Genomic DNA, 22,720 nt, shown 5'->3' with positions numbered 1-22,720 from the left:
ACGCTGACCGCATGGCCGACACCCCGCCCGGTACGCCCCTGCCGTCGTCGCCCGCGCCCGCGGCCCCGTCCGTCGGCCAGGCGCCCCGGATGCCGCTGCGCCGGCCGGGCCGGCGGCGTTTCCTGGCGTTGGCCGGGGTGGTGGTGCTCATCGCCGCCTGCGCGGTGTTCATGGTCTTCACGCTCGGCCGGTCGCTCGGCGTGCAGGCCCTGCTGATCGGGGTGGCCGCCGCCATCCTGCCGGTGCCGGTGCTTGTCGCCTGCTTCCTCTGGCTGGACCGGTACGAACCGGAGCCGTTGAAGTATCTGATCTTCTGCTTCGCCTGGGGCGCGTTCGTCTCCACCGCCGCCTCGCTCACGGTCAACGACTTCGCCGCCAACCGGTTCGCCGACTGGGGGCTGCCCGACGCGCTCACCGGTGTGCTTGTGGCGCCGTTCATCGAGGAGTTGACCAAGGCGCTGGGCCCGATCCTGCTGCTGGTCTTCCGGCGGCGGGAGTGGTCCGGGATCACCGACGGCCTGGTCTACTGCGGCCTGTCCGCTGTCGGTTTCGCCATGGTGGAGAACATCCTCTACCTGGGTGGGGTGGGCTTCGCGTCCGGAGCCGACCGGTACGGCCCGGTGACCGGCATCAACCAGGTCATCGCGATCTTCATCCTGCGGATCCTGCTGTTCGGGTTCGCCCATCCGCTCTTCACCTCGATGACCGGTGTGGGGCTGGGCATCGCGGCGCGGACGGCCGACCGGCGGGTCCGGGTGCTCGCCCCGGTCGCCGGCCTGCTGCTGGCGATGATGTTGCACGGCACGTGGAACCTGCTGCCCACGCTGACCCAGGCCACCGGCGAGCCGTTGATCATGCTGTACGGCTTCCTGGGCCTGATGGTGCCGGTCTTCTTCGGCACTGTGGGTTTCGCGGTGTGGCTGCGCGCCTGGGAGGGGCGGCTCACCGAGCGGACCCTGCCGGACTACGTACGCGCCGGCTGGCTGAGCCCGCCCGAGGTGGCCGCGCTGAGCAGTCTGGGCCGGCGGCACGCGGCCCGCAGTTGGGCGCGGCGGGTGGCCGGCGACGCCGGGGTGCGGGCGATGCGCGGGTACCAGTCCGCCGCCACCCGATTGGCCCTGCTGCGCGACGGCTCGCTGCGCGGCCTGGATCGCAAGCCCGCCGACCAGGAACGGACCGCGCGGGAGGAGCGGGAGTTGCTCGACGCGATCGGCGCGTACCGGTCGTTCTTCGTCGGCCGGGACCCGCAGGCCCCGACGGGGGTCTGGGACGGCAGCCGCTACCACCTGCGCTTCCCGGACGGTACGCAGCGTCCGGTGGACGCGCCGGACGAGCCGGTGGTGCCGATCCCGGTGGTGCTGGCCCCGGCGCCACCGCCTCCGGTGGGCTATGCCCCGCCCGGCTGGCCCGGCCTGCGCTCGACGGCGCCGTGGCCGCCGGGTCACCCCTGACGGCGGGCGCCGGCCGGCGGCGTCAGGTCATCAGCGAGGTGAGAAAGTCACCGAAGCCCTGGAACATCGCCATCAGCGCAGCCCCGATGGCCTTGAAGATCTGTGCGGCACCGTCCGGCCGGAAGGCCATGAAGTAGATCAGGAACGCGACACTGCCCCAGGTCAACAGCTTCTTCACGAATACTGGCATCGTCCCTCCCCAGGGCCACGGTCGCCGGATGGCTTCCCGTCGTGCGGCCCGGCAAACGATGCGCGGCGCGGCCCGGTGGCCGGGGGGTAGGTCAGAGGTAGAGGCCGGTGGGGTCGTTCTCGATCCGCTCGGCGGCCACCGCGTGCACGTCGCGTTCGCGCAGCAGCACGTACCCGCGGCCGTGCAGCTCGACCTCGGAGCGGTCGTCCGGGTCGAAGAGCACCCGGTCGCCGGAGACGATGGCGCGCACGTTCGGCCCCACCCCGACCGCGGTGGCCCAGGCGAGGCGCTTGCCGACCTGGGCGGTCGCCGGGATGACGATGCCGGCGGTGGAGCGACGCTCGCCCTCGCCGCCCTCCATCCGCACGAGTACGCGGTCGTGCAGCAGGCGGATCGGCAGGCCGGCGTCCAGATCATTGTCGGCGGTCACGCCGCAGACGCTACCGTGTGGCCGACGGCGGGTCCGCTTGTGGTTACGCCGGTGGTGGTCTGGGCATTGTGTGGCGGAACTGCCCTACGGTGTCGGGAACGGACGTATGCTGTCCGACCTGTTGTCGTGGGCGGGCCGGTTTCACTGCCAGGAGGTGCGCTTGAGCCGCTTCGAGCGGGTACGCGGGCGGCTTCGTCGCGCCTACCAGGCGCGACAGGAGTCCGCATCCGCGCGCACCGACGAGGGCGTGGCGGGTGATGCGGTGAGCGACGTGTCGGAGGCGACCCAGGTGGCGTCGCCTGCCGTTCCCGGACCGGCCGCGCCACCGACGGCCACCGTCGTCGGCGCGGAACCTCCGGTGGACCTGCACAGCTCGACCTCCAGCCGAGACGACGCCGACGTCCCGCACGGGCTGCGGATCGCCGCCGCCTGGTGCTGGCGGCTGATCGTGATCGGTGTGGTCGCCTGGGCCCTGCTCAGGATCGTCAGCACCGTCAAGATCGTGATCATTCCGCTGGCCATCGCGCTGCTGCTCTCCGCACTGCTCGCGCCGGCGGTGGGTTGGCTGCTGCGGGCGCGACTGCCCCGGTCGCTGGCGACGGCGGTGGTGCTGGTCGGCGGGCTCGCCGCGGTGATCGGCACGCTGACGCTCGTGGTGAACGAGTTCATCAGGGGTGTGCCGGAGCTGAGCGAGAAGTCCTCGGAGGGCGTCCGACAGATCCAGAACTGGCTGAAGACAGGTCCCCTGCACCTCTCCGACACCCAGCTCGACCGCTACATCGACGAGGCCCAGGCCTGGATCAACGACAACACCTCACGGTTCACAAGCGGTGCCCTGAGCACCGCGGCCACGCTCGCGGAGGTGCTGACCGGCACGCTCCTGGTGCTCTTCGCGACGTTCTTCTTCCTGCGCGACGGCAACCGGATCTGGCGCTTCCTGGTCCGACTGTTGCCGGTCGCGGCTCGGTGGAAGGTCGACGACGCGGGTCGCGCCTCCTGGCACACGCTCGGCGCCTACGTACGAGCGACAGTCCTGGTGGCCTTCATCGACGCGGTAGGCATCGGCATCTTCCTCGTCGTCTTCGACATCCCGTTCGCGTTCCCGCTCGCCGCGCTGGTCTTCCTGGGCGCGTTCATCCCGATCGTCGGCGCGGCGCTCTCCGGTGGCGTGGCGGTGCTGGTGGCGCTCGTCGACAGCGGCCCGGTCACCGCGTTGATCATCCTGGGGGTGGTGATCGGTGTGCAGCAGGTGGAGGGGCACGTGCTCCAGCCGCTGATCATGGGACGAGCGGTCGCCCTCCACCCGCTCGCGGTGATCATCGGCATCGCCGCCGGTGTCGTGCTGGCCGGCATCACCGGTGCGCTGGTCTCCGTGCCGCTCATCGCGGTGCTGAACACCGCCGTCCGCCGGCTCGCCGCCCGGAGGGTCCCGGACACCCCACCCGACGCCGTGGTCGTCGCCTCCCAGGCACCCTGACCCGCGCCCCCGCCGGGTCAGGACTTCGCGAGGCGTTGCAGGGCGCCGCGGGCCACCTCGGGGCGGGTCGTGTACCAGAAAGGCGGCAGCGAGCGGCGCAGGAACGGCCCGTAGCCACGGGCCGTCTCCAGCCGGGAGTCGAGCACCGCGACCACACCCCGGTCGCCGGTCGCCCGGATCAGCCGACCCACGCCCTGCGCCAGGCGCACCGCCGCGATCGGCACACTGACCGCGGAGAAGCCGGAACCACCGCCCGCGTCCACGGCCGCGGCACGGGCCGCCGCCAACGGCTCGTCCGGGCGCGGGAAGGGCAGCCGGTCGATGACGACGAGCTGGCAGGCGTCACCCGGCACATCCACGCCCTGCCAGAGCGACATCACGCCGAACAGGCAGCTCGCGCGCTCCTCCCGGAAGCGGCGGACCAGCAGCGGCAGCGCCTCCTCGCCCTGCAACAGCACCGGCAGGTCGGTCCGCGCGCGCACCAGCTCCGCCGCCTGCTGCGCGGCCCGCCGAGAGGAGAAGAGCCCGAGAGTACGACCACCGAGCGCCTCGACGAGCGCGAGCAGCTCCTCCCCGGCAGCGTCGGGCAGCCCGGAGACGCTGGGGCGGGGCAGGTGCGCGGCGACGTACAGGATGCCCTGCCGGGCGTAGTCGAACGGCGAGCCGACGTCGAGGGACCGCCAACCCGGGCCCTCGGTCGCCGGTACGACGGCGTTCGGGGCGTCCCCGGCGAGCCGACGGCCGGGCATCTCGGCGGCCGGGCGACCCGGGCCGGTGCGGGCGGCCAGTGCGGCCGCGGCGGGGGTCGGCGGGGCGGGCGGCGGCGCGTCCAACCCGAGGGCGCGGGCCACCGTGTCGAACCGGCCGCCCAACGCCAGGGTCGCCGAGGTGGCGACGACGGTGCGCTCGTCGTACAGGTGGGTGGCGAGGGTGCCGGCCACCGACAGCGGCGCGACCACCAGCGCCCGGCGGCTGCCGCTGTCGTTCTTCTCCACCCAGGCCACGTCGTGGTCGGCCTCATCCAGCAGTCGCTGGGCGGTGGTGGACAGCTCGTCGAGTGCGGCCTTGGCCTGCTGCTTGCGAACCGGGTCGGGATCGTCGGACTTGATGTCGCCGATCGCGTCCAGGGCGGCGCGGGTCGCCGCGTCGAGCAGCGTGCACGCCTCCCGCAACGGCATCGGCAGCCCGGCGGTGAGCCGACCGGCCGGCACCTCGGCCAGCCCGACAGCGAGGGCGTCACCGGCGGCCGTGAGCGCCTCGGCGGTCTCCGGCCGCAGCAGCGTACGGGCCCGCCGGGTGGTCCGGTCGATCAGCTCCGGCACCAGCTCCGCCTGGGCGGCGGAGGAGACCCGGTCGGCCAGCTCGTGCGCCTCGTCCACGATGAGCAGCTTGTGCGGCGGCACGATGTGCCGGTCGGCGAGCATGTCGACAGCGAGCAGGCTGTGGTTGGTCACCACGATGTCGGCCTCCCGGGCTCGCGCCCGCGACGCCTCGGCGAAGCACTCCTGCCCGAACGGGCAGCGGGTCGCGCCGACGCACTCCCGGGCCGGCATCGACACCAGCCGCCAGGCCTGGTCGTCGACGCCCGGGTCCAGCTCGTCCCGGTCGCCGGTGGCGGTCTTCTCGGCCCAGTCGCGCAGCCGCTCGACCTGCTTTCCCAACCGGCCCGCCTCGCCGAGCCACTTCGTCCCGCCCCCGGGGCGGGCCGCCGGGGCGTCGAAGAGGGTGTCCTCCGGTTCCTCCTCGGTGGAGTTGTCCAGTCGGGCGAGGCAGAGGTAGTGGTGGCGACCCTTGAGCACCGCGAAGGTGGGCCGGCGGCCGAGCAGCGGCTCGACCGCGTCGGCGAGCCGGGGCAGGTCGTGGTCGACCAACTGCGACTGCAGGGCCAGGGTGGCGGTGGAGACCACCACCGGGCCGTCCACGGTGAGCGCCGGTGCGAGGTAGGCGAGCGACTTGCCGGTGCCGGTGCCCGCCTGCACGAGCAGATGCTCGCCGCCGGCCACGCACTCCTCGATCGCCGTGGTCATCTGCTGCTGGCCGGGGCGTTCCGCGCCGCCGGGCACCGCGCCGACCGCCGCCGCCAGCAGCTCGCTGCCGCTGGGCCGGGCACCCCGCCGCCGGCCCTTGGCGCGGGCCGGCGGAGTGGCGGAACCGGTGGTGGTGCGGGGCGGAGTCACCGTGCGACGGTACCCGTCGCCGCCGACACCGGCCGTGCCCCTCCGCCGCGTGGCGCGCTGCCGGCCACGCCTGTCGTCGCTGTCGCGTCGCCCGGTTACCGCCGCGCTACGACGGGTGGGCAGTATCGGTTAGGGTGCGAATCATGCCGAGCGACATGGTCCGAGTGATCTACCGCAAGTACGACGGCAGCGCCCACCGCGACTACCCGGCCCGCCGGCTCACCGAGGACGACCTCGGCATCTGGCTCGGCGTGCCGCAGGGCACCGAGTCGGTCTACCACGGCCGGCCGTCGGTGGAGAAGATCCCGTTCGTTCTGCTGGTGCCCCACCGCGCCTGGTGGACGGCCATGTTCAACCCCCCGCCCCGCACCAGCGAGGTCTACTGCGACATCACCACCCCGGCCCACTGGGAGTCCGACGACACCGTCCACCTGATCGACCTGGACCTGGACGTCGTCCGCCGTCGGGCCACCGGCCTGGTGGAGCTGCTCGACGAGGACGAGTTCGCCGAGCACCGGGCCCGGTTCGGCTACCCGGACGACGTGGTGGCCGAGGCCGAGGCCGCGGCCCAACGACTGTTCGGGGCGCTCGGCGACGGCACCGAGCCGTTCGCCACCTCGTACCGCAAGTGGTTGGCCCTGGTGGTCTGACGCCGCACGCCCGGCCGGCTCACCAGCGCGGCGGCCAGCCGTCGTCGTCGCCGAGCGGGGGCAGGTCGGCGAGTTTCTCCGGGTTGATCTGGTTGTAGATGGCGGTGATCCGGCCCTGGTCCACGGCGAACACGGTGACCAGGCGGATCGGCCGCCCGTCACTGTGCACGGTCTCCAGGTGCAGGCCGAGCGCGCCGTTGACGAGCACGAGCCGGGCCCGCACCCGGCCGGCGTACCGGCCGGTCCGGCCGAACAGGCCGAGCGTGAAGCGACCCACGGCGTCCGCGCCGACGACCGGCTGTCGGGCCGAGGGGTAGTGCCCGCCCGAGTCACCGACGAAGACCACGTCCGGCGCGAGCACCTGGAGCAGTTGGTCAAGCTCGCCGGACTCGGTGGCGGCGACGAACGCTTCGAGCACCCGGCGCTGCTCGGCCAGGTCCGCGGTGTGCCGGGGCACGTCCGGCGCGGTGACCGCCCGCCGTGCCCGGTGGGCGAGCTGCCGGGCGGCCACCTCGGTGGTGCCGAGCACGTCGGCGACCCCGGCGAACGGCACCGCGAACACGTCGTGCAGCACGAGCGCGACCCGCTGCTCCGGCGCGAGCCGCTCCAGCACGACGAGCAGCGCCGTGCCGACCTGGTCGGTGCGGACCGCCCGCTCGGCCGGGTCGGGCGCGTACCCGTCCGTCGGCGTCGTGGCGCCCAGCGGGCTCACCACCGGCTCCGGCAGCCACTGCCCGGGGTACGCCTCCCGGCGGACCCGCGCGGAGCGGAGCACGTCCAGGCAGATCCGGGCGCAGGTGGTGGTCAGCCACGCGGACAGCTCGCGGATCTCGGCGCGGGCGCTCGGGTCGGCGAGGGCCACGGCGTAGCGCAGCCAGGTTTCCTGCACCGCGTCCTCCGCCTCACTGCGGCTTCCCAGCATCCGGCGGGCCACCGAGAGCAGCCGCCCCCGCTCGGCCTCGAACTCCGTCGCCAGATCCCGCACGACCCACCACCCTCCCCGCCGGCACCGCCCTGGCGTCCATCCTCCCGCCGACCGGCCGTGCCGGCAGCCCCGTACTCGACGGCGGGTCGACGCGCGGACCGTGCCGACCCGGCGTGCCGGCAGCCCGCGCCCGACGGCCGGGCCGACCCGCGGACCGTGCCGACCGGTGGTGGGCGGGGTCGGCCCCGGCGGGCGAATCGGCTGCGGTTGGGCGATGATCCGTGGATGAGCGCACCCCAGCAAGGGCAGATCGTGGCACCGGACGGCGGTTCCGTGCGGGAGTTGCTGCGGGTCACCGCACCTGTGGATCTGGGCGCGGTCGATCCGCGGTCCACACCCGGTGTGCCGAGCACGGCGGGGCGTGGGGAACGCCGCAAGGCCTGGGCGCGGGAGCAGGTGGAGCTGGTCGGCGGCGAGCTGGCCCGGCAGCAGGAGATGCTGTACGCGATGGCCAAGACCGGGTCGGACCGGCCGGCGCGCCGCGTGCTGCTGGTGCTCCAGGCGATGGACTGCGGTGGCAAGGACGGCACCATCAAGCGGGTGGCCGGCGCGATGAACCCGCTGGGCCTGCACATCCGCTCGTTCGGGCCGCCGACCCGCCAGGAGTTGCGGCACGACTTCCTGTGGCGGATCCGGCGGGAGTTGCCACCACCGGGGTACGTGGGGATGTTCAACCGTTCGCACTACGAGGACGTGTTGATCGCCCGGGTCGGCTCGCTGGTGCCGGAGGCGACCTGGCGGGCCCGCTATGACGAGATCAACTCGTTCGAGCGGGAGCTGACCGAGGGGCGGATGACAGTGCTCAAGGTGATGCTGCACATCTCGTACGCCGAGCAGGGCAAGCGCCTGTTGGAACGGCTCGACGATCCGCGCAAGCACTGGAAGTACAACCCCTCAGACGTCGACTCCCGGTCGCACTGGGACGACTACCAGGCCGCGTACGCCGAGGCCCTCAGTCGGTGCGGCACGGACGCCGCGCCCTGGTTCCTGGTGCCGGCGGACCGGAAGTGGTACCGGGACTGGGCGGTGGCTCATCTGCTGCGTGAGACGTTCGACACCCTCGACCTGGGGTATCCGGCTGCCGATTTCGATGTCGATCGTGAGCGGGAGCGGTTGGTCGCTGGGGGAGCGGGTGCGCGTGGGACGGTCGAGATGAACAGCAGATGAACGACCGGTGAATGACACCTGACCAGGGGTGGGCCGTCGAATTCGCGGTTCTGTCGTTTCCTAGCATTCACCGAGCGGGTGCCCTCCGGGGTGCCGCCACCCTTCCACCGACGCGACGAGGTCTGTGCTGTGAAGTTTTCCTTCCGCCCCACCGAGGGCGCCTTCTACGAGCTCTTCACCAGGGCCGCGCAGAACCTGGTCCGGGGTACCGCGCTGCTCAACGAGCTGGCCCTGCCCGGCGTGGACGTGCAGTCCGTCAGCGAGCGGTTGACCGAGGTCGAGCACGACAGCGACCAGATCACCCACGACCTGTACAAGAAGATCAACTCGACCTTCATCACGCCGTTCGACCGGGAGGACATCTACCGGCTCGGCTCGCTGCTCGACGACGTCATGGACCACCTGGAGGCGGTCGGTGACCTGCTGTACCTGTACGGGCTGACCGAGCTGCCGGCGCTGCCCCGCGAGCTGCACGAGATGGTCAACGTACTCGACCAGCAGGCCAAGCTGACCGCCGACGCGATGCCCCGGCTGAAGTCGATGAAGGACCTTGAGGACTACTGGATCGAGTGCAACCGGCTGGAGAACGAGGGCGACCGGATCAACCGGCAACTGCTCGTGCGTCTCTTCTCGGGTGAGTACGACGCGTTGACGGTGCTGAAGATGAAGGAGGTCGCCGACGAGCTGGAGGCCGCCTGCGACGCCTTCGAGCACGTGGCCAACACGGTCGAGACCATCGCGGTCAAGGAGTCCTGATCCGGTGACTGTCACACCCGAACTCATCGCCGTGCTGGCGGTGATCGGGGTAGCCCTGGCGTTCGACTACACCAACGGCTTCCACGACGCCGCCAACGCGATCGCGACAAGCGTCTCCACCCGGGCGTTGACCCCCCGGATCGCCCTCGGCCTCGCCGCCGTCGGCAACTTCGTCGGCGCGCACTTCGGTGCTGGCGTGGCCAAGACCGTCGGCGACGGCCTGGTCACCCTCCCGACCGGGGTGAACAGCCTCGGCGTGGTCTTCGCCGGGGTGCTCGGTGCGATCGCCTGGAACCTGATCACCTGGTACTTCGGCCTGCCCTCGTCGTCCTCGCACGCGCTCTTCGGCGGCCTGGTCGGCGCGACCCTGCTGTCCACCGGCGGCATCGTGCAGTGGGGCAACATCGGCGAGAAGGTGCTGCTGCCGATGGTGCTCTCGCCCCTCGTCGGCCTCACCCTCGGCTACCTGCTGATGCTTGCCATCCTCTGGCTGTTCCGCAAGGGGCAGCCGGGCAAGCTCAACCGGGGCTTCCGCTGGGCGCAGACCGTCTCCGCGGCGGCCATGTCGGTGGGCCACGGCATGCAGGACGCCGCCAAGACCATGGGCATCGTGGTGCTGGCGCTCTACACGGGCGGTTTCCAGGAGAGCAAGACGCACATCCCGGGCTGGGTGTTCTGGACTTCGGCGACGATGCTGGCCCTCGGCACGTACGCCGGTGGTTGGCGGATCATCCGGACCCTCGGCCGCAAGATCATCGACCTGGGCCCGCCGGAGGGCTTCGCCGCCGAGACGGTCGCCAGCGCGGTGCTCTACTTCAACGCCCTGGTGCTGAAGGCCCCGATCTCCACCACCCACACGATCACCTCGGCGATCATGGGTGTCGGCGCGACGAAGCGGCTCTCCGCGGTCCGCTGGAACGTGGCCGGCAACATCGTGCTCGCCTGGATCATCACGTTCCCGGCCGCCGCACTGATCGCCTGCGTCACCTACCTGCTGGTCCGGCCGCTCTTCGGCTGACCGGACCCGGCACCTCGAACGGCCCCGGTCACCGCGACCGGGGCCGTTTCGTCTCACTCGTACCGCACGCCGATCTGCTCCCGGACCGTGTCCAGCAGCGCCATCACCTCAAGGGTCGTGGCGTGCGGCACCACCGGGCTCTCGGTCAGGCCGGCCGCCAGGCAGCGCTGCACCTCGATCGCCTCGTACTGGTAGCCGTTGCCGGCCCCGTCGGCGACGATCGTCTCCGGCTCGGCGCCGGCCCGGTGCACTGTCACGGAACCCGGCCGGAAGAACGGCTCCGGCAGGTCGATCCGCCCGGTGGTGCCCGTGATCGAGGCGGTCTGCCCGCTCAACCCGACCATGCCGCAGCTCAGGGTTGCCAGCGCTCCGGTGTCGTAGCCGAACAGCATGCCGGTGTTCTCGTCGGTCCCCTCCGGGCCGAGCTGCGCCCAGGACCGGATGTGTCGCGGCACGCCGAGCAGCAGGTGGGCCAGGCTGATCGGGTAGATCCCCAGGTCGAGAAGGGCACCCCCACCCAGCGCCGCGTTGCGCATCCGGTGCTCCGGCGGGAACGGCCCGGCCACCCCGAAGTCGGCCCGGACGCCGGTCACCGTGCCGATCGCCCCCTGCGCGATCAGCTCGACCACCCGCAGGATCAGCGGGTTCAGCCGCATCCACATGGCCTCCATCAGGAAGACCCCGGCGGCGCGGGCGGTGTCCACCAACTCGGTGCTGGTGGCCAGGTCGAGGGTGAACGGCTTCTCCAACAGCACCGCGCGGCCGGCCGTGAGGCAGGTCATCGCCGCCTCGTAGTGCGCGGAGTGCGGGGTCGCCACGTAGATCGCGTCGATCTCCGGATCGGCGGCCAGCTCCACCCAGGATCCGTAGGCGCGCTTCGCGCCGTACGTGTCGGCGAAGCGCCGCGCGCTCTCGGCGGCGCGTGAGCCGACCGCGACCAGTTCGGCGTCCGGCACCAGCCGGAGGTCTTCGGCGAAACGGCTGGCGATGTGGCCGGTGGCCAGGATGCCCCAACGAGTCATGCCGGGAAGCATACTGAAAGGGGTGGTGACGTGCCTGAGCAGTATCTTGGGTCTGGGAATTCCGGCTTGGAATATATGCGGATCCGGTTAACTCGACCTAAACCGAGAGCTTCGCTTTCTTGAAATTTTTGTACTTTTGTCTGGACCATGAATTTGGTTGACTTCCCCTGATGGATATTGTCAATATGTTTGCGGCCGGTGCGGCAAGTGCCGGAGCGAAATATTCACCGTACCTGGGGAGGCGTCAGTGAATGTAAAGGTAAGTCGCGTGGCTTTGGCTCTGGCGATGAGCGCGATCGGAGCTGTTGGAACGGTTGTTGTCTCGTCCGGGGCGGCTCAGGCGGCACCCTGCGGTTACTACGTCAAGGGAGAGCGCGGATACATCCACAACTGTGACAGCTACGGGCAGTGGGGTAAGGCAATCTTCTTCAGCGGTCAGAAGAAGTGCATGTGGTTGAACCCTGGCAAGGAGGCCGACTTCGGTTACGACCGTAATATCGAGTCGGGCGGCCTGGCGGGCCAGGGCACCTGTTAAGAGCTCGGTGCAAGGCGGCGTCAGAGAGTCTGGACAGATTCTCTGACGCCGCCGTATCCGCTTCGGCTGGTCGCGCAATTCAGTTTGCGATAGCGGTGACGAAGCCGCTTGCGGATATGCTTTCGAGCATGACGATCGACAGTGACGGCTTTGCCGCCCCGGCCGCCCTGGTCGAGCACGCCCGCCGGTTCCGGACCGAGGGTGGCACCCCGGCGACGCCGCGGGTCGCGGCCACCGTGTTGCTGCTGCGTCCGACCGACGCCGACTTCGAGGTGTACGTCATCCGCCGGGTCGCCGCGATGACCTTCGGCGGGATGTACGCCTTCCCCGGTGGTGGGGTGGACCGCTCCGACTCGCAGGCGCACCTGGACTGGGCCGGCCCGACGCCGAGCGAGTGGGCGGACCGACTCGGCGTGGCCCCGGAGGCCGCCCAGGCGGTGGTCTGCGCCGCCGCGCGAGAGGTCTTCGAGGAATCCGGCGTGCTGCTCGCCGGCCCGGACCCGGCGACAGTGGTGGGCGACGTCAGCGGCGACGACTGGGAGGCCGCCCGGCAGGACCTGGAGGGCCGGCGGCTGGGCTTCGCGGCGCTGCTCGCCAGCCGGCAGCTCACGCTGCGGTCGGACCTGCTGCTGCCGTGGAGCCGCTGGATCACCCCGGAGTTCGAGCCGCGCCGCTTCGACACGTACTTCTTCGTGGCCCTGCTGCCGGCGGGGCAGCGGACCCGGGACGTCTCCGGCGAGGCCGACCACACCCTGTGGATCCGACCTGCTGACGCGTTGGCCCGCGCCGAGACGGGCGAGCTGACCATGCTGCCGCCGACGCTGGTCACGCTTGCGCAGGTGGCCGCCGCCGGCGACCTGGCCGGCGTGGCCCGCGCGGCGGCCGAGCGGGACGCCGCCACCGCGATCACCCCGCGCCTGGACCTTCCGGCCGACGGCGTGCCCCGCTTCGTGCTCGGCTGACCCGGCCGGCGGTCCGCCGTCCCCCCGAGGTACGGCGGACCGACGGGCCGTCAGTAGTGCCCGACGTACCGGTAGTTGGCGTTGAGGCTGCCCGGTGCGGCGTGCGCCGGCGCCAGCGCGTCGAAGGGCGCCACCGTGAGGAAGCGGACGAACTGCTGGTCCGGCTCCTCGTTGGGCGCGTAGGTGAGGACGTCGATGTCGCCCGGCGCGACGTCGCGTTCGACCCAGTCCATCAGCGGCTGGAGGAACTCGGGGATGCCGACCTCCGACGGGTGTGGGCTCGGCTCCGGCCCGAACAGGCAGTGGTAGCCCGCGGGCACCATGTACAGCCGCGTGAACGCCTCGCTGCCGCCGCGACGTTGCACTGCCGCGTAGTAGTCGACAGTGGTGAACGGGGGGACGGACGGGTCCGCCCAACCGTGGTAGAGGATGAGCTTGCCGCCCTGTGCGCGGAACTCGGACAGGTCCGCGTCTGTGGCGTTGTAGATGGCGTCCCCCAGCACGTTCAGCCGGTCGAACGTGGCCCGGGTGAACCGCACGTCGGTCAGTTGGAAATCGGCAGGCGGGTTCTGCGGGTACGCGAGGTATTTCAGGTAGTTGAGGGCGATCTTCCCGGCGTTGCCGTCCACCGGGGAGCCGGAGCGCACCACGAACTGGTCGATCCAGCCCAGCTCCGATCCGTACGGCATGCCCCCCTCGTACAGGCCGTTCGGCCCCCGGTAGAACGCCACCACGGCCGCCACCTGGGCCGCCGTGAGGCAGTCCGGCCGGTCCGTGCCACGGGGACAGCGCAGCGACGACGGCTGGAACCCGCACCGCCGCGGATCGTCGATGACCTCGCCGCACGTCCTCACAACCGCCTCGTGCAGCGCTGGGATCTTTTCCGGGCCGAGGACCTGTCGGCCCGACGCGTCCGTGTTCCGCAGTGCCACCCAGGCGTTCAGCAGCGCCAGCGGTGCCAGGTTGTGCACCGGCGCGCCGGCCAGGATGCCGTCGAAGTCGGCAGGGAACCGCTGCGCCAGCATCAGCCCCTGCCGCCCGCCGGTCGAGCAGCCGTCGAAGTAGCGGTACGTCGGGCCGTGCCCGTAGTACGCGACCATCACCGCGTCCGCGACCCGCCGCAGCCGGTGCTCCGACAACAGCCCGAACTCCAGTCGTGCCCGAGGGTCGGCACCCCAGGTCGCCGGCTCACTGGTCTGCGGGTCGCCGGTGTGCCCGGTGTCGTCGGCGGCCAGCACCAGCCTGCCGTCCCGCGCGGCCGCGCACTGGAACCCGAAGAGCGGCAGGGTCAGGTCGGGCACCTCGCCGCACAGCCCGCTACAGCCCTGCTGTACGTACTGCCCCGTCCATCCGGAGACGGGGAGTTTGACGGTGAACCGCGTCTGCGGCCGGATCACCCCCTGCACGAGGCAGAACTCCTGGCCCTCGGCGTTCGTCTCGCGTTGCGCCGAGGACACCGACACCTGCGGGATTCGCGCCCCGGCCAACCCCGCGCACCGGTCGGCGGGCGGGTCGTTGGCGGCTCCGGGCGTGACGATCAGTGGCACGGTGGTCAGCAGTGCCAGCAGTGAACGGATCATGCTTCCCTCCTCTTTGGAGGGAGATTAGGCAGTTCGGCGGGCCGGCCGAATCGGTCCCGGGACGGGACTTCCGGTCATCCCGGAGGCGGAGCGGTGCCGGGCCGGACCAGGCCGCACTCGTAGGCGAGCACGGCCGCCTGCACCCGGTCGCGTAGGCCGAGCTTGAGCAGGATCGCCGACAGGTGGGTCTTCACGGTGGCCCGGCTGAGGACCAGGCGTTCCGCGATCTCGTCGTTGGAGAGCGCCCGCGCGACAAGCGTGAGCACCTCGATCTCACGGGCGCTGAGCGCGTCGAGCGTCGGCGGGGGAGTGCCGCCGGGCAGTTCGCCGGCGAACCGGTCGAGCAGCCGCCGGGTGACTGTCGGCGCGAGCAGCGCCTCGCCGCGCGCCACCACCCGTACCGCCGTGGCCAGTTCGTCGGGGCGGATGTCCTTGAGCAGGAAACCGCTGGCACCGGCCCGCAGCGCCGCGAAGACCGGCTCGTCCAGGTCGAAGGTGGTCAGCATGATGATCCTCGCCGCCTGGCCGGCGGCGACCAGCCGACGGGTCGCCTCGATGCCGTCCAGCCGGGGCATCCGTACGTCCATCAGGATCACGTCCGGTCGCAGGCGCCCCGCGAGCGCGACGGCCTCCAGACCGTCGCCCGCCTCGCCGACCACCTCGAGATCCGCGCGGCTCTCGATGATCATTGCGAACCCGGCTCGGACGAGGGCCTGGTCGTCGGCGATCAGCACCCGGATGGCCGGCGTCGTCATGTCGAGGTGAGCGGCAGGTCCGCCCGTACCCGAAAGCCGCCGCCCGGCACCGGCCCGGCGTCGAGCGTCCCGCCCAGCAGCCGGGCCCGTTCCTGCATCCCCACGATGCCGCGGTGGGCCGAACGGTCGACCCGGCCGATCGGACGGGCCGGCCCGTCGTCGCGGATCTCCAGCCGCACCGACCGGGGGGAGCAGCGCACCGTCACCCGGGCGAGGGTGGCCTGGCTGTGCCGCAGTGTGTTGGTGAGCGACTCCTGCACGATCCGGTACGACGAGAGGTCCACCGCCGCCGGCAACGGCGACCCGGCCGGTTCCCGGTCCAGCTCGACGGTCAGCCCGGTGGCCCGCAGCGACGCCGCGAGGGTGTCCAGTTGCGCCAGGCCAGGCTGCGGTGTGGCCGAGTCGGGCCCGGTGTCGGCGCTCATCGTCTGCAACAGCACCCGCAGTTCGGAGAGGGTCGACCGGGCCGCCAGATCGATCGAGGACAGCGCAGCGCGGGCCAGGTCGGGCCGGCGGTCGAAGACGTCCTGCGCGGCGCCGGCCTGCACCACGATCACCGACACCGTGTGGACCAGCACGTCGTGCAGCTCGCGGGCGATCCGTTCGCGCTCCTGGGCGACGATGCGGCGCTCGGAGTCCTGCCGGCGCAGCGCGCGGGTCCGGCCCAGCTCACCGAGAGTCCAGCCGAGCGCCGGGCCGGCGATGGCGAGCAGCACGTTGCGCCAGTCGCCGTGCACCAGCTTCCACGGTGTACCGGCCAGCAGCAGGCCGAGCACCCACAGCGACCGCGACGGCGACCGCATCCGCGCGTACCCGGCGAGCACCGCGGCGACCTGACCGAGCCAACCGATGTCCGGACTGAGCGACTCGATGCCGACCCCGGCGAGGACGGCCACCGCCATCGCGCCCTCCGGGTGGCGACGCAGCGCCGCGATGGTGCCGGCCTGCACCGCCGCCAGCGCGAGGGCCGCGGCGTATCCGAGGGGGCGCTGCGGGCCGTTCGGCGTGACCCCGATCAGTGTCGCGAGCACGACGAACAGGCCGACGGCGACCCTCGTTTCGGGCCGGCGTCCGCGCAGGAGTCTGCCGGGCGTACGCACCAGGTGATCGTAGGCAGCGCGCGGGGCGACGGTCATCGGCCACGGGAACGACGAAGCGGTCCGTCCGGAGACGGACCGCCCGCGTCGCGGAGGGCGGCTCAGCCGAAGCGGCCGGTGATGTAGTCCTCGGTCTTCTTCACGCTCGGGTTGCTGAAGATCTTCTGGGTGTTGTCGTACTCGATCAGCCGGCCCGGGTCGCCGGTCTTCTCGATCGAGAAGAAGGCGGTCCGGTCCGACACCCGCGCGGCCTGCTGCATGTTGTGCGTCACGATGATGATCGTGAACTTGTCCTTGAGCTGGAACATCAGGTCCTCGATCGCCAGCGTGGAGATCGGGTCCAGCGCCGAGCACGGCTCGTCCATCAGCACGACCTGCGGCTCGACCGCGATGGTCCGGGCGATGCAGAGCCGCTGCTGCTGACCACCGGAGAGGCCCGCGCCGGGCTTGCCCAGCCGGTCCTTGACCTCGTCCCACAGGTTCGCCGAGCGCAGCGCCTTCTCGGCCGCGTCCTCCAGGATCGACTTCTTGCGGACCCCGTTGAGCTTCAGGCCGGCCACCACGTTCTCGAAGATGCTCATGGTGGGGAACGGGTTCGGCCGCTGGAAGACCATGCCGATCGTGCGTCGGACCGCTGTGACGTCCACGTCGCGGTCGTAGATGTCCTGGTCGTCGATGGTCAGGCTGCCCTCGACCCGAGCACCCGGCAGCACCTCGTGCATCCGGTTGATCGACCGCAGGAACGTCGACTTGCCGCAACCGGACGGCCCGATCAGGGCGGTGACGGTCTTCGGCTCGACCGTCAGGTTGATGTTCTCGATCGCCTTGAAGCCGCCGTAGTACGCGGTGACGTTCGAGGCGGAGACGCGCTTGGCCATGGTGGTACCTCCGGGGTTCATCGGCTGAGCCGGTTGCGCCGGGCCAGCAACTTCGCCGCGATCGTCAGGATCAGCACGAGGGCGACCAGGGTGAGTGCCGCGGTCCACGCCCGCTCCGGCGCGTACTTCGACGCGCTACCGGCCTGCTGGTAGACGTAGAGCGAGAGGGACGACTGGTTGTTCTCGAACGGGTTGAAGTTGATCGCGGCGCCACCGCCGGCGATCAGCAACACCGGAGCGGTCTCGCCGGCCGCGCGAGCGATGGAGAGCATGACGCCCGTGACGATGCCCGGGAGCGCGGTGGGAAGCACCACCCGCAGGATGGTCTTCCACTTGGGCACGCCGAGCGCGTACGCGCCCTCGCGCAGTGGCGGCGGGACGAGGCGCAACATCTCCTCGGTGGAGCGGACGATGGTCGGCAGCATCAGCACCGCGAGGGCCAGCGCGGCGGCGAAGCCGGAGAAGCTCGGCCGGCCGTCGTTGAACCACGGCGACACGATCAGCACCCAGAACGCCAGCACGAACAGGCCGCTGACGATCGACGGGATACCGGTCATCACGTCGACGAAGAACCGGATCGCGAAGGCGAACTTGCCCCGGCCGTACTCGACGATGTAGATGGCGCAGAGCAGGCCGAGCGGCACGGTGATCAGGACGGCGATGCCGACCTGCTCCAGGGTGCCGATGATGGCGTGGTACGCGCCGCCGTTCGGGTCCCGGGCGCCGATGTTGTTCATCGAGGTGAGGAAGAAGTCGGCGTCCAGCCGCTGGACACCCTTGCTGAGCAGCGTCCAGACCACCGAGACGAGCGGCACGACGGCCAGCACGAACGCGGAGTGGATCAGCGCGCTCCAGGTGCGGTTGCGGGCCGCTCGCCGCCCCTCGACGGCGTTGGCCGCCGCGAAGAGGCCCGCCAGGTAGAGCAACGCGCCGAGCACGACGACGAGGACCGGGCCGCCGATGCTCGCGCCGTAGACGACCGCTGCGGCGAGTGCCAGCGCGGCCACGGCGATGGCCGGCGCGGCGTACGCGGGCAGCCGCCGGGCCCGCAGCGTTTCCGGCTGGGCCGGCGGCCGGGTGCGGTGTGAGGTGACCGTGGTGCTCATGCGGCGGACTCCGTGAACTCCCGGCGGCGGTAGATGATCGCCCGCGCGATGATGTTGACGACCAGCGTGATCGCGAACAGCACCAGACCGGATGCGATCAGGGCACCGCGACCGGTGTCGTTCGCCTCGGCGAAGCGGTTGGCGATATTGGCGGCGATGGTGTTGCCGCCGGACTCCAGCACGTTGAACGAGATGCTGTAGGTGGCCCCGAGGGTCAGCGCCAGCGCGATGGTCTCGCCGAGTGCCCGACCGAGTCCGAGCATCACCGCGGCGATGATGCCGGGCCGCCCGTACGGCAGGACCGCGGTGCGCAGCATCTCCCACCGGGTGGCGCCGAGCGCGAGAGCGGCCTCCTCGTTCGCGGTGGGCGTCTGGAGGAACACCTCGCGGGTGAGCGAGGTGACGATCGGCAGCACCATGATCGCCAGCACGAGGGAACCGAGCAGGATGGAGTTGCCGTACGGGCCGTCGCCGCCGAAGATCGGGATCCAGCCGAAGTACTTGTTCAGCCAGCCGGACAGGTCGGTGACCGGGCCGATGAGATAGTCGCGCCCCCAGAGGCCGAACACCACACTGGGTACGGCGGCCAGCAGGTCGATCAGGAAGCCGAGTGCGTTGCCGATGCGCCGGGGCGCGTAGTGGGACAGGTAGAGCGCGATGCCCATCGCCACCGGCACCGCCATGAGTAGTGCCAGCGCCGCCGTGAGCACCGTACCGAAGGCGAGCGCGCCGATGCCGAACGTGGGCGGGTTGTCGTTCGGGAACCAGCCCTCGAAGGTCCAGAAGCTGGCGGTGTTGGCACGCAGGGCCGGAATCGCCTTGGCGATCAGGAAGACCGCGATGGCGACGATGATGACCAGAACCGTCGTGCCGGCGGCCAGGGTGAGGCCGTGGAAGGCCCGCTCGGCGCCGAAAGCGCGGGCCCGGGGCAGTGCGCCACCGCCGCCGAGCCCGGAACCGTCAGGGGAACGGGTGCTGACTGGTGCCTCGGCCACACGCGCCGAGGCACCGGCGGGCCACTCGTGACTCTGGGTCACGCGCGTCCCGCCGGTGCCGGCGTCGGCCGAGCGGTGAGGGGTTTCACCCATCTGCTCGCTCGATTCGGTTGCGGAGGTGTGGGGTCGGGTCAGGAGAGGTTCTTGACCGCGGTCTCGACCTTGGTGCGGACCGTCTCCGGCAGCGGGGCGTAGCCCAGCTCGGTGAGAGACGCCTGGCCCTCAGCGCTGGCGGCGTGGCCCAGCAGGCCCTTGACCAGCTTCAGCTTGTCGGCCGCGAGGCCCTTGCTGCAGACGATCTCGTACGTCGCCAGGACGATCGGGTACGCCCCGGCCTCCTTGGTGTTGTAGTCGATCGACATCTTGAGGTCGTCGCCCTGGCCCTCGATCTTGGCCCCGGCGATGGTCTTACCGGCCGACTCGGCGGTCAGCGCGGCGAACTCGCCCGCGCCGTTGCCGACCTTGGCCATCTTCAGGCTGGCGTTCTCGGCGTACGACCACTCGACGTAGCCGATGGTGCCGTCCGTGCTCTTGATCTTGCTGGCAACGCCGTCCGACTTGGCGGCGCCCACGCCACCCGGGGCCTTCCAGGCCTTCGCGTTGCCCAGGGTCCAGTCCGCCTCGGCGGTCTTGGAGAGGAACTTGGTGAAGTTGTCGGTCGTGCCCGACTCGTCAGAGCGGTGCACCGCCTGGATGGCGGTCGACGGCAGCTTGGCGTCCGGGTTGTCGGCCTTGATCGCCGGGTCGTCCCACTTGGTCACCTTGCCGGAGAAGATCTTCGCCAGGGTGGCCGGCTTGACCTGGAGGTTGTCCACGCCGTTGAGGTTGTAGGCGATGGCCACCGGGCCGATCACCATCGGCAGGTTGATGGCGGCGCCACCGACGCACTTGGCGTCGGCCTTCGGCTGCTCCTCCGGCTTGAGCGCGGAGTCGGAGCCGGCGAAGTCGGCGGTGCCGTTGGTGAACGCCGTGATGCCGGCGCCCGAGCCGGACGGCTCGTAGTTGATCGTGACGCCCTGGCACTTCTGCTGGTACGCCTTGATCCACTCGTCCATGGCGTTCTTCTGGGCCGAGGAGCCCTGGGCGTTCACCGTGCCGGTGGCGCAGTCGACCGCGGCGGCCGAGCCCGAAGCGCTGGTGCTGGGCTCGTTGTTGTCCGAGCCGCATGCACTGAGACCGAGCGTCGCAGTAAGAGCGAGGCAGGCAATAGTGCCGTACCGCTGGAGCTTCACCTGAGGGGTTTCCCTTCGCGTCTGACTTGGCACCCCGATCCCGGGGCCCGAGGACCGGCACTGACCGGCTGACACGAAAGTTAGAAGTGCCAGGTAGCCGGTTCGCCGGTCGCAAGTGAACGCGAGGTGAACACGTACGGCCGCCGAGGTGACCGCTTGCTGAGGGTGAGTTGTCCGTTAAGTGAACCGGGAAGCACCTGTCGGAAGTATGGGTATATTTCCGGTTCGCCGTTATGTCGCCGACGCCCGGCCGTTACCCACCGGTGACCCGGCCGGAGCGACGGCCGACGGTCAGCCCAGGTGGTAGTTGATGTGCGCCGACCAGCGGGCGAAACCCAACCGCTCGTAGAGCGCGACGGCCCCCGCGTTCGACTCGTCCACGTAGAGCATCACCCGGTCCAGACCCCGCCGGTCCCGCAGGTACGCCAACCCGGCGGTGGTCAGGGCCCGGCCGAGCCCGCCGCCGTGTGCGGTCGGCTCCACGCCCAGCACGTACACCTCGCCGATCCGGGCCGACCCCGGGCGTTCGTGCACCTTGGTCCAGTGGAAGCCGAGCAGTCGACCCGTGTCGGTCTCCTCGGCGAGCAGGAAGCCGGCCGGGTCGAACCACGGCTCGGCGAGGCGGACACGCAGGTCGTCCGAGGTCCACCGCCCCTGCTCGGGGTGCTCGGCAAAGGCGCGCGAGTTGAGGGTCAGCCAGGCCGCGTCGTCCGCCCCGGGCCGGAACGCGCGCAGCGCCACCCCGTCGGGCAGGCGCGGCTCGCCCAGCGGGGCGGCCAGGGCCCGGCGCAACTGCCAGAGCACCCGCGCCCGGGTGAACCCGAGATCGACGCCGAGCGCCGCGGCGGACGGGTGGTCACCGTGCGCCCACGCCCGCAGCGGCCCGGTGGCCGAGGCGAGTACGCCCCGCGCCAGCGCGCGACCGGTGCCCCGCCGCCGGTACGCGGGGTGCACCACCAGCTCGACCCCGATCCCGCCGACGGGGTCGGTGGTGTCCAGGTGTGCGTACCCGGTGAGGGTGCCGTCGTCGGCGCGGGCGATCAGGTGCAGGGCCGGGGCGTCCGGGTCACGGAGGCGGAGCAGGACGTGCTCGTCGAGCGGGTCGGCGCCGTCGGTGTCGCCCGCGGCGCTGGCGAGGGCCAGTATCTCGCCGATCTCCGCCGGCCCCAGTCGATCGGTCCGGGTCACCTGGTCGCTGGTCGGCTCCGCGCTGCTCATTCCGCCACCGTATCCGCTGGGTGTCCGGACGCCCGGACCGTCGCCGAGTAAAGCCGAGCCTCAGGTGGGGTCGGTGGGCAGCGCTTCCAGCTCGAAGCGCGCGGTCAGGTCGGGCAGGATCCGGCGCAGCGCGTCCACGGTGCCCTGCCGGTTCCCGCCGGCGTCGTGCAGCAGCACCACCGAGCCCGGTTGGGCCTGCGTCAGCACGGTCGCGGTGATCTTGCCGGCACCGGGCAGTTCCCAGTCCGACGGGTCCACCGACCAGTGCAACGGGGTCATGCCGAGTTGCCGGGCCACCGTCACCACGGGGTACGTCCAGGCGCCGCCCGGCTGGCGGTACCAGACGATCGGTGCGTTCGGCACCGCCGCCCGGATCGCCTCGTTCGTGCGCAGCAGGTCGGAGCGGATCGCGTCGGCCGAGCGGGCGCCCAGGCCGACGTCGTGGTGCCACGAGTGGTTGCACAGGGTGTGCCCCTCGTTGACGATCGCCTGGATCAGGTCGGGGTGGTTCTGCGCGTTCTCGCCGACCACGCAGAACGTGGCGTGCACGTCGTACTCGCGCAGGAGGGCGAGGACCTGCGGGGTGTAGCGCGGGTCGGGGCCGTCGTCGAAGGTGAGCGCGAGTCGCGGGGAGCCGGAGGTGGCGTGCGCGCCGAACAGGTTGTCGGTCCCCGCCTCCTGTCCCGACCCGTCCTGACCGGTCTCGGCGGGGCCGGTGCCGGCGCTCGGGGTGCCGCTGGGCCCGCCGCCGCTGAGCTGGTCGGCGTAGTGCGGCCCGTCGGCGCCTGTCGTGGCCCCGGTGGAGTGCCCCGGAACCTGGTCGGGGACGAGACTGCGGCCCAGCGCGTACGCCGAGCCGAGCAGTGCCGCCACCACCACCGTCACGATCCCGGCCGCCCGCGCGGTCGAGTTGCCCCGCGTCACGGCGTCCGCCCGGCTGGCCGGTCAGCCCGGCCCGTCGCCCCCGTGGTCACTGCGCGCACAGCCGCCCCCTTCTCCGACAAACCCGGCAGTCAGAATAGGACTGCCAAGCTGCGCA

The 22,720-nt window shown here is 71.4% G+C and carries 22 protein-coding genes; 8 read left to right on the top strand and 14 right to left on the bottom strand.

The features are described 5' to 3' along the window. Positions 1-11 precede the first annotated feature (11 nt). Positions 12-1,451, top strand: coding sequence for a PrsW family intramembrane metalloprotease (locus AB0F61_RS13160; RefSeq protein ID WP_357808071.1), 1,440 nt, complete (start codon positions 12-14; stop codon positions 1,449-1,451). 22 nt (positions 1,452-1,473) lie between these two features. Here the strand turns inward: AB0F61_RS13160 and AB0F61_RS13155 are convergent, their stop codons facing one another. Beyond that, positions 1,474-1,641 carry a hypothetical protein gene (locus AB0F61_RS13155; RefSeq protein ID WP_357808068.1) on the bottom strand — a complete coding sequence of 56 codons (168 nt, stop codon included), beginning with the start codon at positions 1,639-1,641 and terminating at the stop codon, positions 1,474-1,476. 91 nt (positions 1,642-1,732) lie between these two features. Next, positions 1,733-2,071: a co-chaperone GroES gene (locus tag AB0F61_RS13150; protein ID WP_357808065.1), complete on the bottom strand. Its 339-nt coding sequence runs from the start codon at positions 2,069-2,071 to the stop codon at positions 1,733-1,735. Between the two features lie 106 nt (positions 2,072-2,177). Between AB0F61_RS13150 and AB0F61_RS13145 the strand changes: the two genes are divergently transcribed. After that, positions 2,178-3,548 (top strand): AI-2E family transporter, encoded by a 1,371-nt coding sequence (locus tag AB0F61_RS13145; RefSeq protein ID WP_357808062.1) that lies wholly within the window; start codon positions 2,178-2,180, stop codon positions 3,546-3,548. Between the two features lie 17 nt (positions 3,549-3,565). On the opposite strand, the gene AB0F61_RS13140 is transcribed toward AB0F61_RS13145, so the two are convergent. Next, positions 3,566-5,725, bottom strand: a complete 2,160-nt coding sequence (locus AB0F61_RS13140; RefSeq protein ID WP_357808059.1) for an ATP-dependent DNA helicase — start codon at positions 5,723-5,725, stop codon at positions 3,566-3,568. A gap of 143 nt (positions 5,726-5,868) precedes the next feature. Between AB0F61_RS13140 and AB0F61_RS13135 the strand changes: the two genes are divergently transcribed. Then, positions 5,869-6,375: a DUF402 domain-containing protein gene (locus tag AB0F61_RS13135; protein WP_357808056.1), complete on the top strand. Its 507-nt coding sequence runs from the start codon at positions 5,869-5,871 to the stop codon at positions 6,373-6,375. A 19-nt stretch (positions 6,376-6,394) separates the two neighbouring features. Here AB0F61_RS13135 and sigJ read toward each other — a convergent pair whose 3' ends face one another. Next, positions 6,395-7,360, bottom strand: a complete 966-nt coding sequence (gene sigJ / locus AB0F61_RS13130; protein WP_357808053.1) for an RNA polymerase sigma factor SigJ — start codon at positions 7,358-7,360, stop codon at positions 6,395-6,397. A gap of 225 nt (positions 7,361-7,585) precedes the next feature. Here sigJ and AB0F61_RS13125 point away from each other — a divergent pair, with 225 nt between their 5' ends. From AB0F61_RS13125 to AB0F61_RS13115, 3 genes are all read left to right on the top strand, one after another. Continuing rightward, a complete protein-coding gene (locus AB0F61_RS13125) occupies positions 7,586-8,527 on the top strand; it encodes a PPK2 family polyphosphate kinase (RefSeq protein WP_357808050.1) in 942 nt (313 codons plus the stop codon). A 129-nt stretch (positions 8,528-8,656) separates the two neighbouring features. Then, positions 8,657-9,283, top strand: a complete 627-nt coding sequence (locus AB0F61_RS13120) for a DUF47 family protein (RefSeq protein WP_053655020.1) — start codon at positions 8,657-8,659, stop codon at positions 9,281-9,283. A gap of 4 nt (positions 9,284-9,287) precedes the next feature. Next, complete coding sequence (locus AB0F61_RS13115) at positions 9,288-10,301, top strand: inorganic phosphate transporter (protein WP_357808047.1); 1,014 nt, start codon at positions 9,288-9,290, stop codon at positions 10,299-10,301. Positions 10,302-10,354: 53 nt separating this feature from the next. Here the strand turns inward: AB0F61_RS13115 and AB0F61_RS13110 are convergent, their stop codons facing one another. Then, on the bottom strand, positions 10,355-11,323 hold the full coding sequence (locus AB0F61_RS13110) for a Gfo/Idh/MocA family oxidoreductase (RefSeq protein WP_357808044.1): 969 nt from the start codon (positions 11,321-11,323) through the stop codon (positions 10,355-10,357). Between the two features lie 268 nt (positions 11,324-11,591). On the opposite strand from AB0F61_RS13110, the gene AB0F61_RS13105 reads away from it, so the two are divergent. After that, complete coding sequence (locus tag AB0F61_RS13105) at positions 11,592-11,858, top strand: hypothetical protein (protein ID WP_357808041.1); 267 nt, start codon at positions 11,592-11,594, stop codon at positions 11,856-11,858. A 128-nt stretch (positions 11,859-11,986) separates the two neighbouring features. Next, on the top strand, positions 11,987-12,820 hold the full coding sequence (locus tag AB0F61_RS13100; protein WP_357808038.1) for an NUDIX hydrolase: 834 nt from the start codon (positions 11,987-11,989) through the stop codon (positions 12,818-12,820). Positions 12,821-12,870: 50 nt separating this feature from the next. Here AB0F61_RS13100 and AB0F61_RS13095 read toward each other — a convergent pair whose 3' ends face one another. From AB0F61_RS13095 to AB0F61_RS13055, 9 genes are all read right to left on the bottom strand, one after another. Then, positions 12,871-14,400, bottom strand: coding sequence for a tannase/feruloyl esterase family alpha/beta hydrolase (locus AB0F61_RS13095; protein ID WP_357808034.1), 1,530 nt, complete (start codon positions 14,398-14,400; stop codon positions 12,871-12,873). Positions 14,401-14,474: 74 nt separating this feature from the next. Beyond that, positions 14,475-15,155 (bottom strand): response regulator transcription factor, encoded by a 681-nt coding sequence (locus tag AB0F61_RS13090; protein ID WP_357808031.1) that lies wholly within the window; start codon positions 15,153-15,155, stop codon positions 14,475-14,477. Next, positions 15,152-16,255, bottom strand: a complete 1,104-nt coding sequence (locus AB0F61_RS13085; RefSeq protein ID WP_357808028.1) for a histidine kinase — start codon at positions 16,253-16,255, stop codon at positions 15,152-15,154. The genes AB0F61_RS13090 and AB0F61_RS13085 overlap by 4 nt, the downstream gene beginning before the upstream one ends. A 98-nt stretch (positions 16,256-16,353) precedes the next feature. Beyond that, positions 16,354-17,130 carry a phosphate ABC transporter ATP-binding protein PstB gene (gene pstB, locus AB0F61_RS13080; RefSeq protein ID WP_099848932.1) on the bottom strand — a complete coding sequence of 259 codons (777 nt, stop codon included), beginning with the start codon at positions 17,128-17,130 and terminating at the stop codon, positions 16,354-16,356. 17 nt (positions 17,131-17,147) lie between these two features. Beyond that, positions 17,148-18,236 (bottom strand): phosphate ABC transporter permease PstA, encoded by a 1,089-nt coding sequence (gene pstA / locus AB0F61_RS13075; protein ID WP_357808025.1) that lies wholly within the window; start codon positions 18,234-18,236, stop codon positions 17,148-17,150. Continuing rightward, a complete protein-coding gene (gene pstC / locus AB0F61_RS13070; protein WP_357808022.1) occupies positions 18,233-19,324 on the bottom strand; it encodes a phosphate ABC transporter permease subunit PstC in 1,092 nt (363 codons plus the stop codon). Before pstC ends, pstA begins: the two co-directional genes overlap by 4 nt. Positions 19,325-19,362: 38 nt before the next feature. Then, positions 19,363-20,463 carry a phosphate ABC transporter substrate-binding protein PstS gene (pstS, locus tag AB0F61_RS13065; protein WP_357808019.1) on the bottom strand — a complete coding sequence of 367 codons (1,101 nt, stop codon included), beginning with the start codon at positions 20,461-20,463 and terminating at the stop codon, positions 19,363-19,365. A gap of 291 nt (positions 20,464-20,754) precedes the next feature. Next, positions 20,755-21,681, bottom strand: a complete 927-nt coding sequence (gene mshD / locus AB0F61_RS13060) for a mycothiol synthase (protein WP_357808016.1) — start codon at positions 21,679-21,681, stop codon at positions 20,755-20,757. 60 nt (positions 21,682-21,741) lie between these two features. After that, complete coding sequence (locus tag AB0F61_RS13055) at positions 21,742-22,605, bottom strand: polysaccharide deacetylase family protein (protein WP_357808013.1); 864 nt, start codon at positions 22,603-22,605, stop codon at positions 21,742-21,744. Positions 22,606-22,720 lie beyond the last annotated feature (115 nt).

The sequence above is a fragment of the Micromonospora sp. NPDC023888 genome, assembly GCF_040639415.1.
GTDB lineage: Bacteria > Actinomycetota > Actinomycetes > Mycobacteriales > Micromonosporaceae > Micromonospora.
Note: the sequence above shows the minus strand (reverse complement) of the source record. Positions and strands in the feature narration are given on the sequence as shown.

Bases quoted from the DNA above. Each gene is read 5' to 3' on its own strand.
- AB0F61_RS13160 (WP_357808071.1), top strand. From the start codon at position 12: ATGGCCGACACCCCGCCCGGTACGCCCCTGCCGTCGTCGCCCGCGCCC.
- AB0F61_RS13155 (WP_357808068.1), bottom strand. From the start codon at position 1,641: ATGCCAGTATTCGTGAAGAAGCTGTTGACCTGGGGCAGTGTCGCGTTC.
- AB0F61_RS13145 (WP_357808062.1), top strand. From the start codon at position 2,178: ATGCTGTCCGACCTGTTGTCGTGGGCGGGCCGGTTTCACTGCCAGGAG.
- AB0F61_RS13135 (WP_357808056.1), top strand. From the start codon at position 5,869: ATGCCGAGCGACATGGTCCGAGTGATCTACCGCAAGTACGACGGCAGC.
- AB0F61_RS13125 (WP_357808050.1), top strand. From the start codon at position 7,586: ATGAGCGCACCCCAGCAAGGGCAGATCGTGGCACCGGACGGCGGTTCC.
- AB0F61_RS13110 (WP_357808044.1), bottom strand. From the start codon at position 11,323: ATGACTCGTTGGGGCATCCTGGCCACCGGCCACATCGCCAGCCGTTTC.
- AB0F61_RS13100 (WP_357808038.1), top strand. From the start codon at position 11,987: ATGACGATCGACAGTGACGGCTTTGCCGCCCCGGCCGCCCTGGTCGAG.
- AB0F61_RS13095 (WP_357808034.1), bottom strand. From the start codon at position 14,400: ATGATCCGTTCACTGCTGGCACTGCTGACCACCGTGCCACTGATCGTC.
- AB0F61_RS13090 (WP_357808031.1), bottom strand. From the start codon at position 15,155: ATGACGACGCCGGCCATCCGGGTGCTGATCGCCGACGACCAGGCCCTC.
- pstB (WP_099848932.1), bottom strand. From the start codon at position 17,130: ATGGCCAAGCGCGTCTCCGCCTCGAACGTCACCGCGTACTACGGCGGC.
- pstA (WP_357808025.1), bottom strand. From the start codon at position 18,236: ATGAGCACCACGGTCACCTCACACCGCACCCGGCCGCCGGCCCAGCCG.
- pstC (WP_357808022.1), bottom strand. From the start codon at position 19,324: ATGGGTGAAACCCCTCACCGCTCGGCCGACGCCGGCACCGGCGGGACG.
- mshD (WP_357808016.1), bottom strand. From the start codon at position 21,681: ATGAGCAGCGCGGAGCCGACCAGCGACCAGGTGACCCGGACCGATCGA.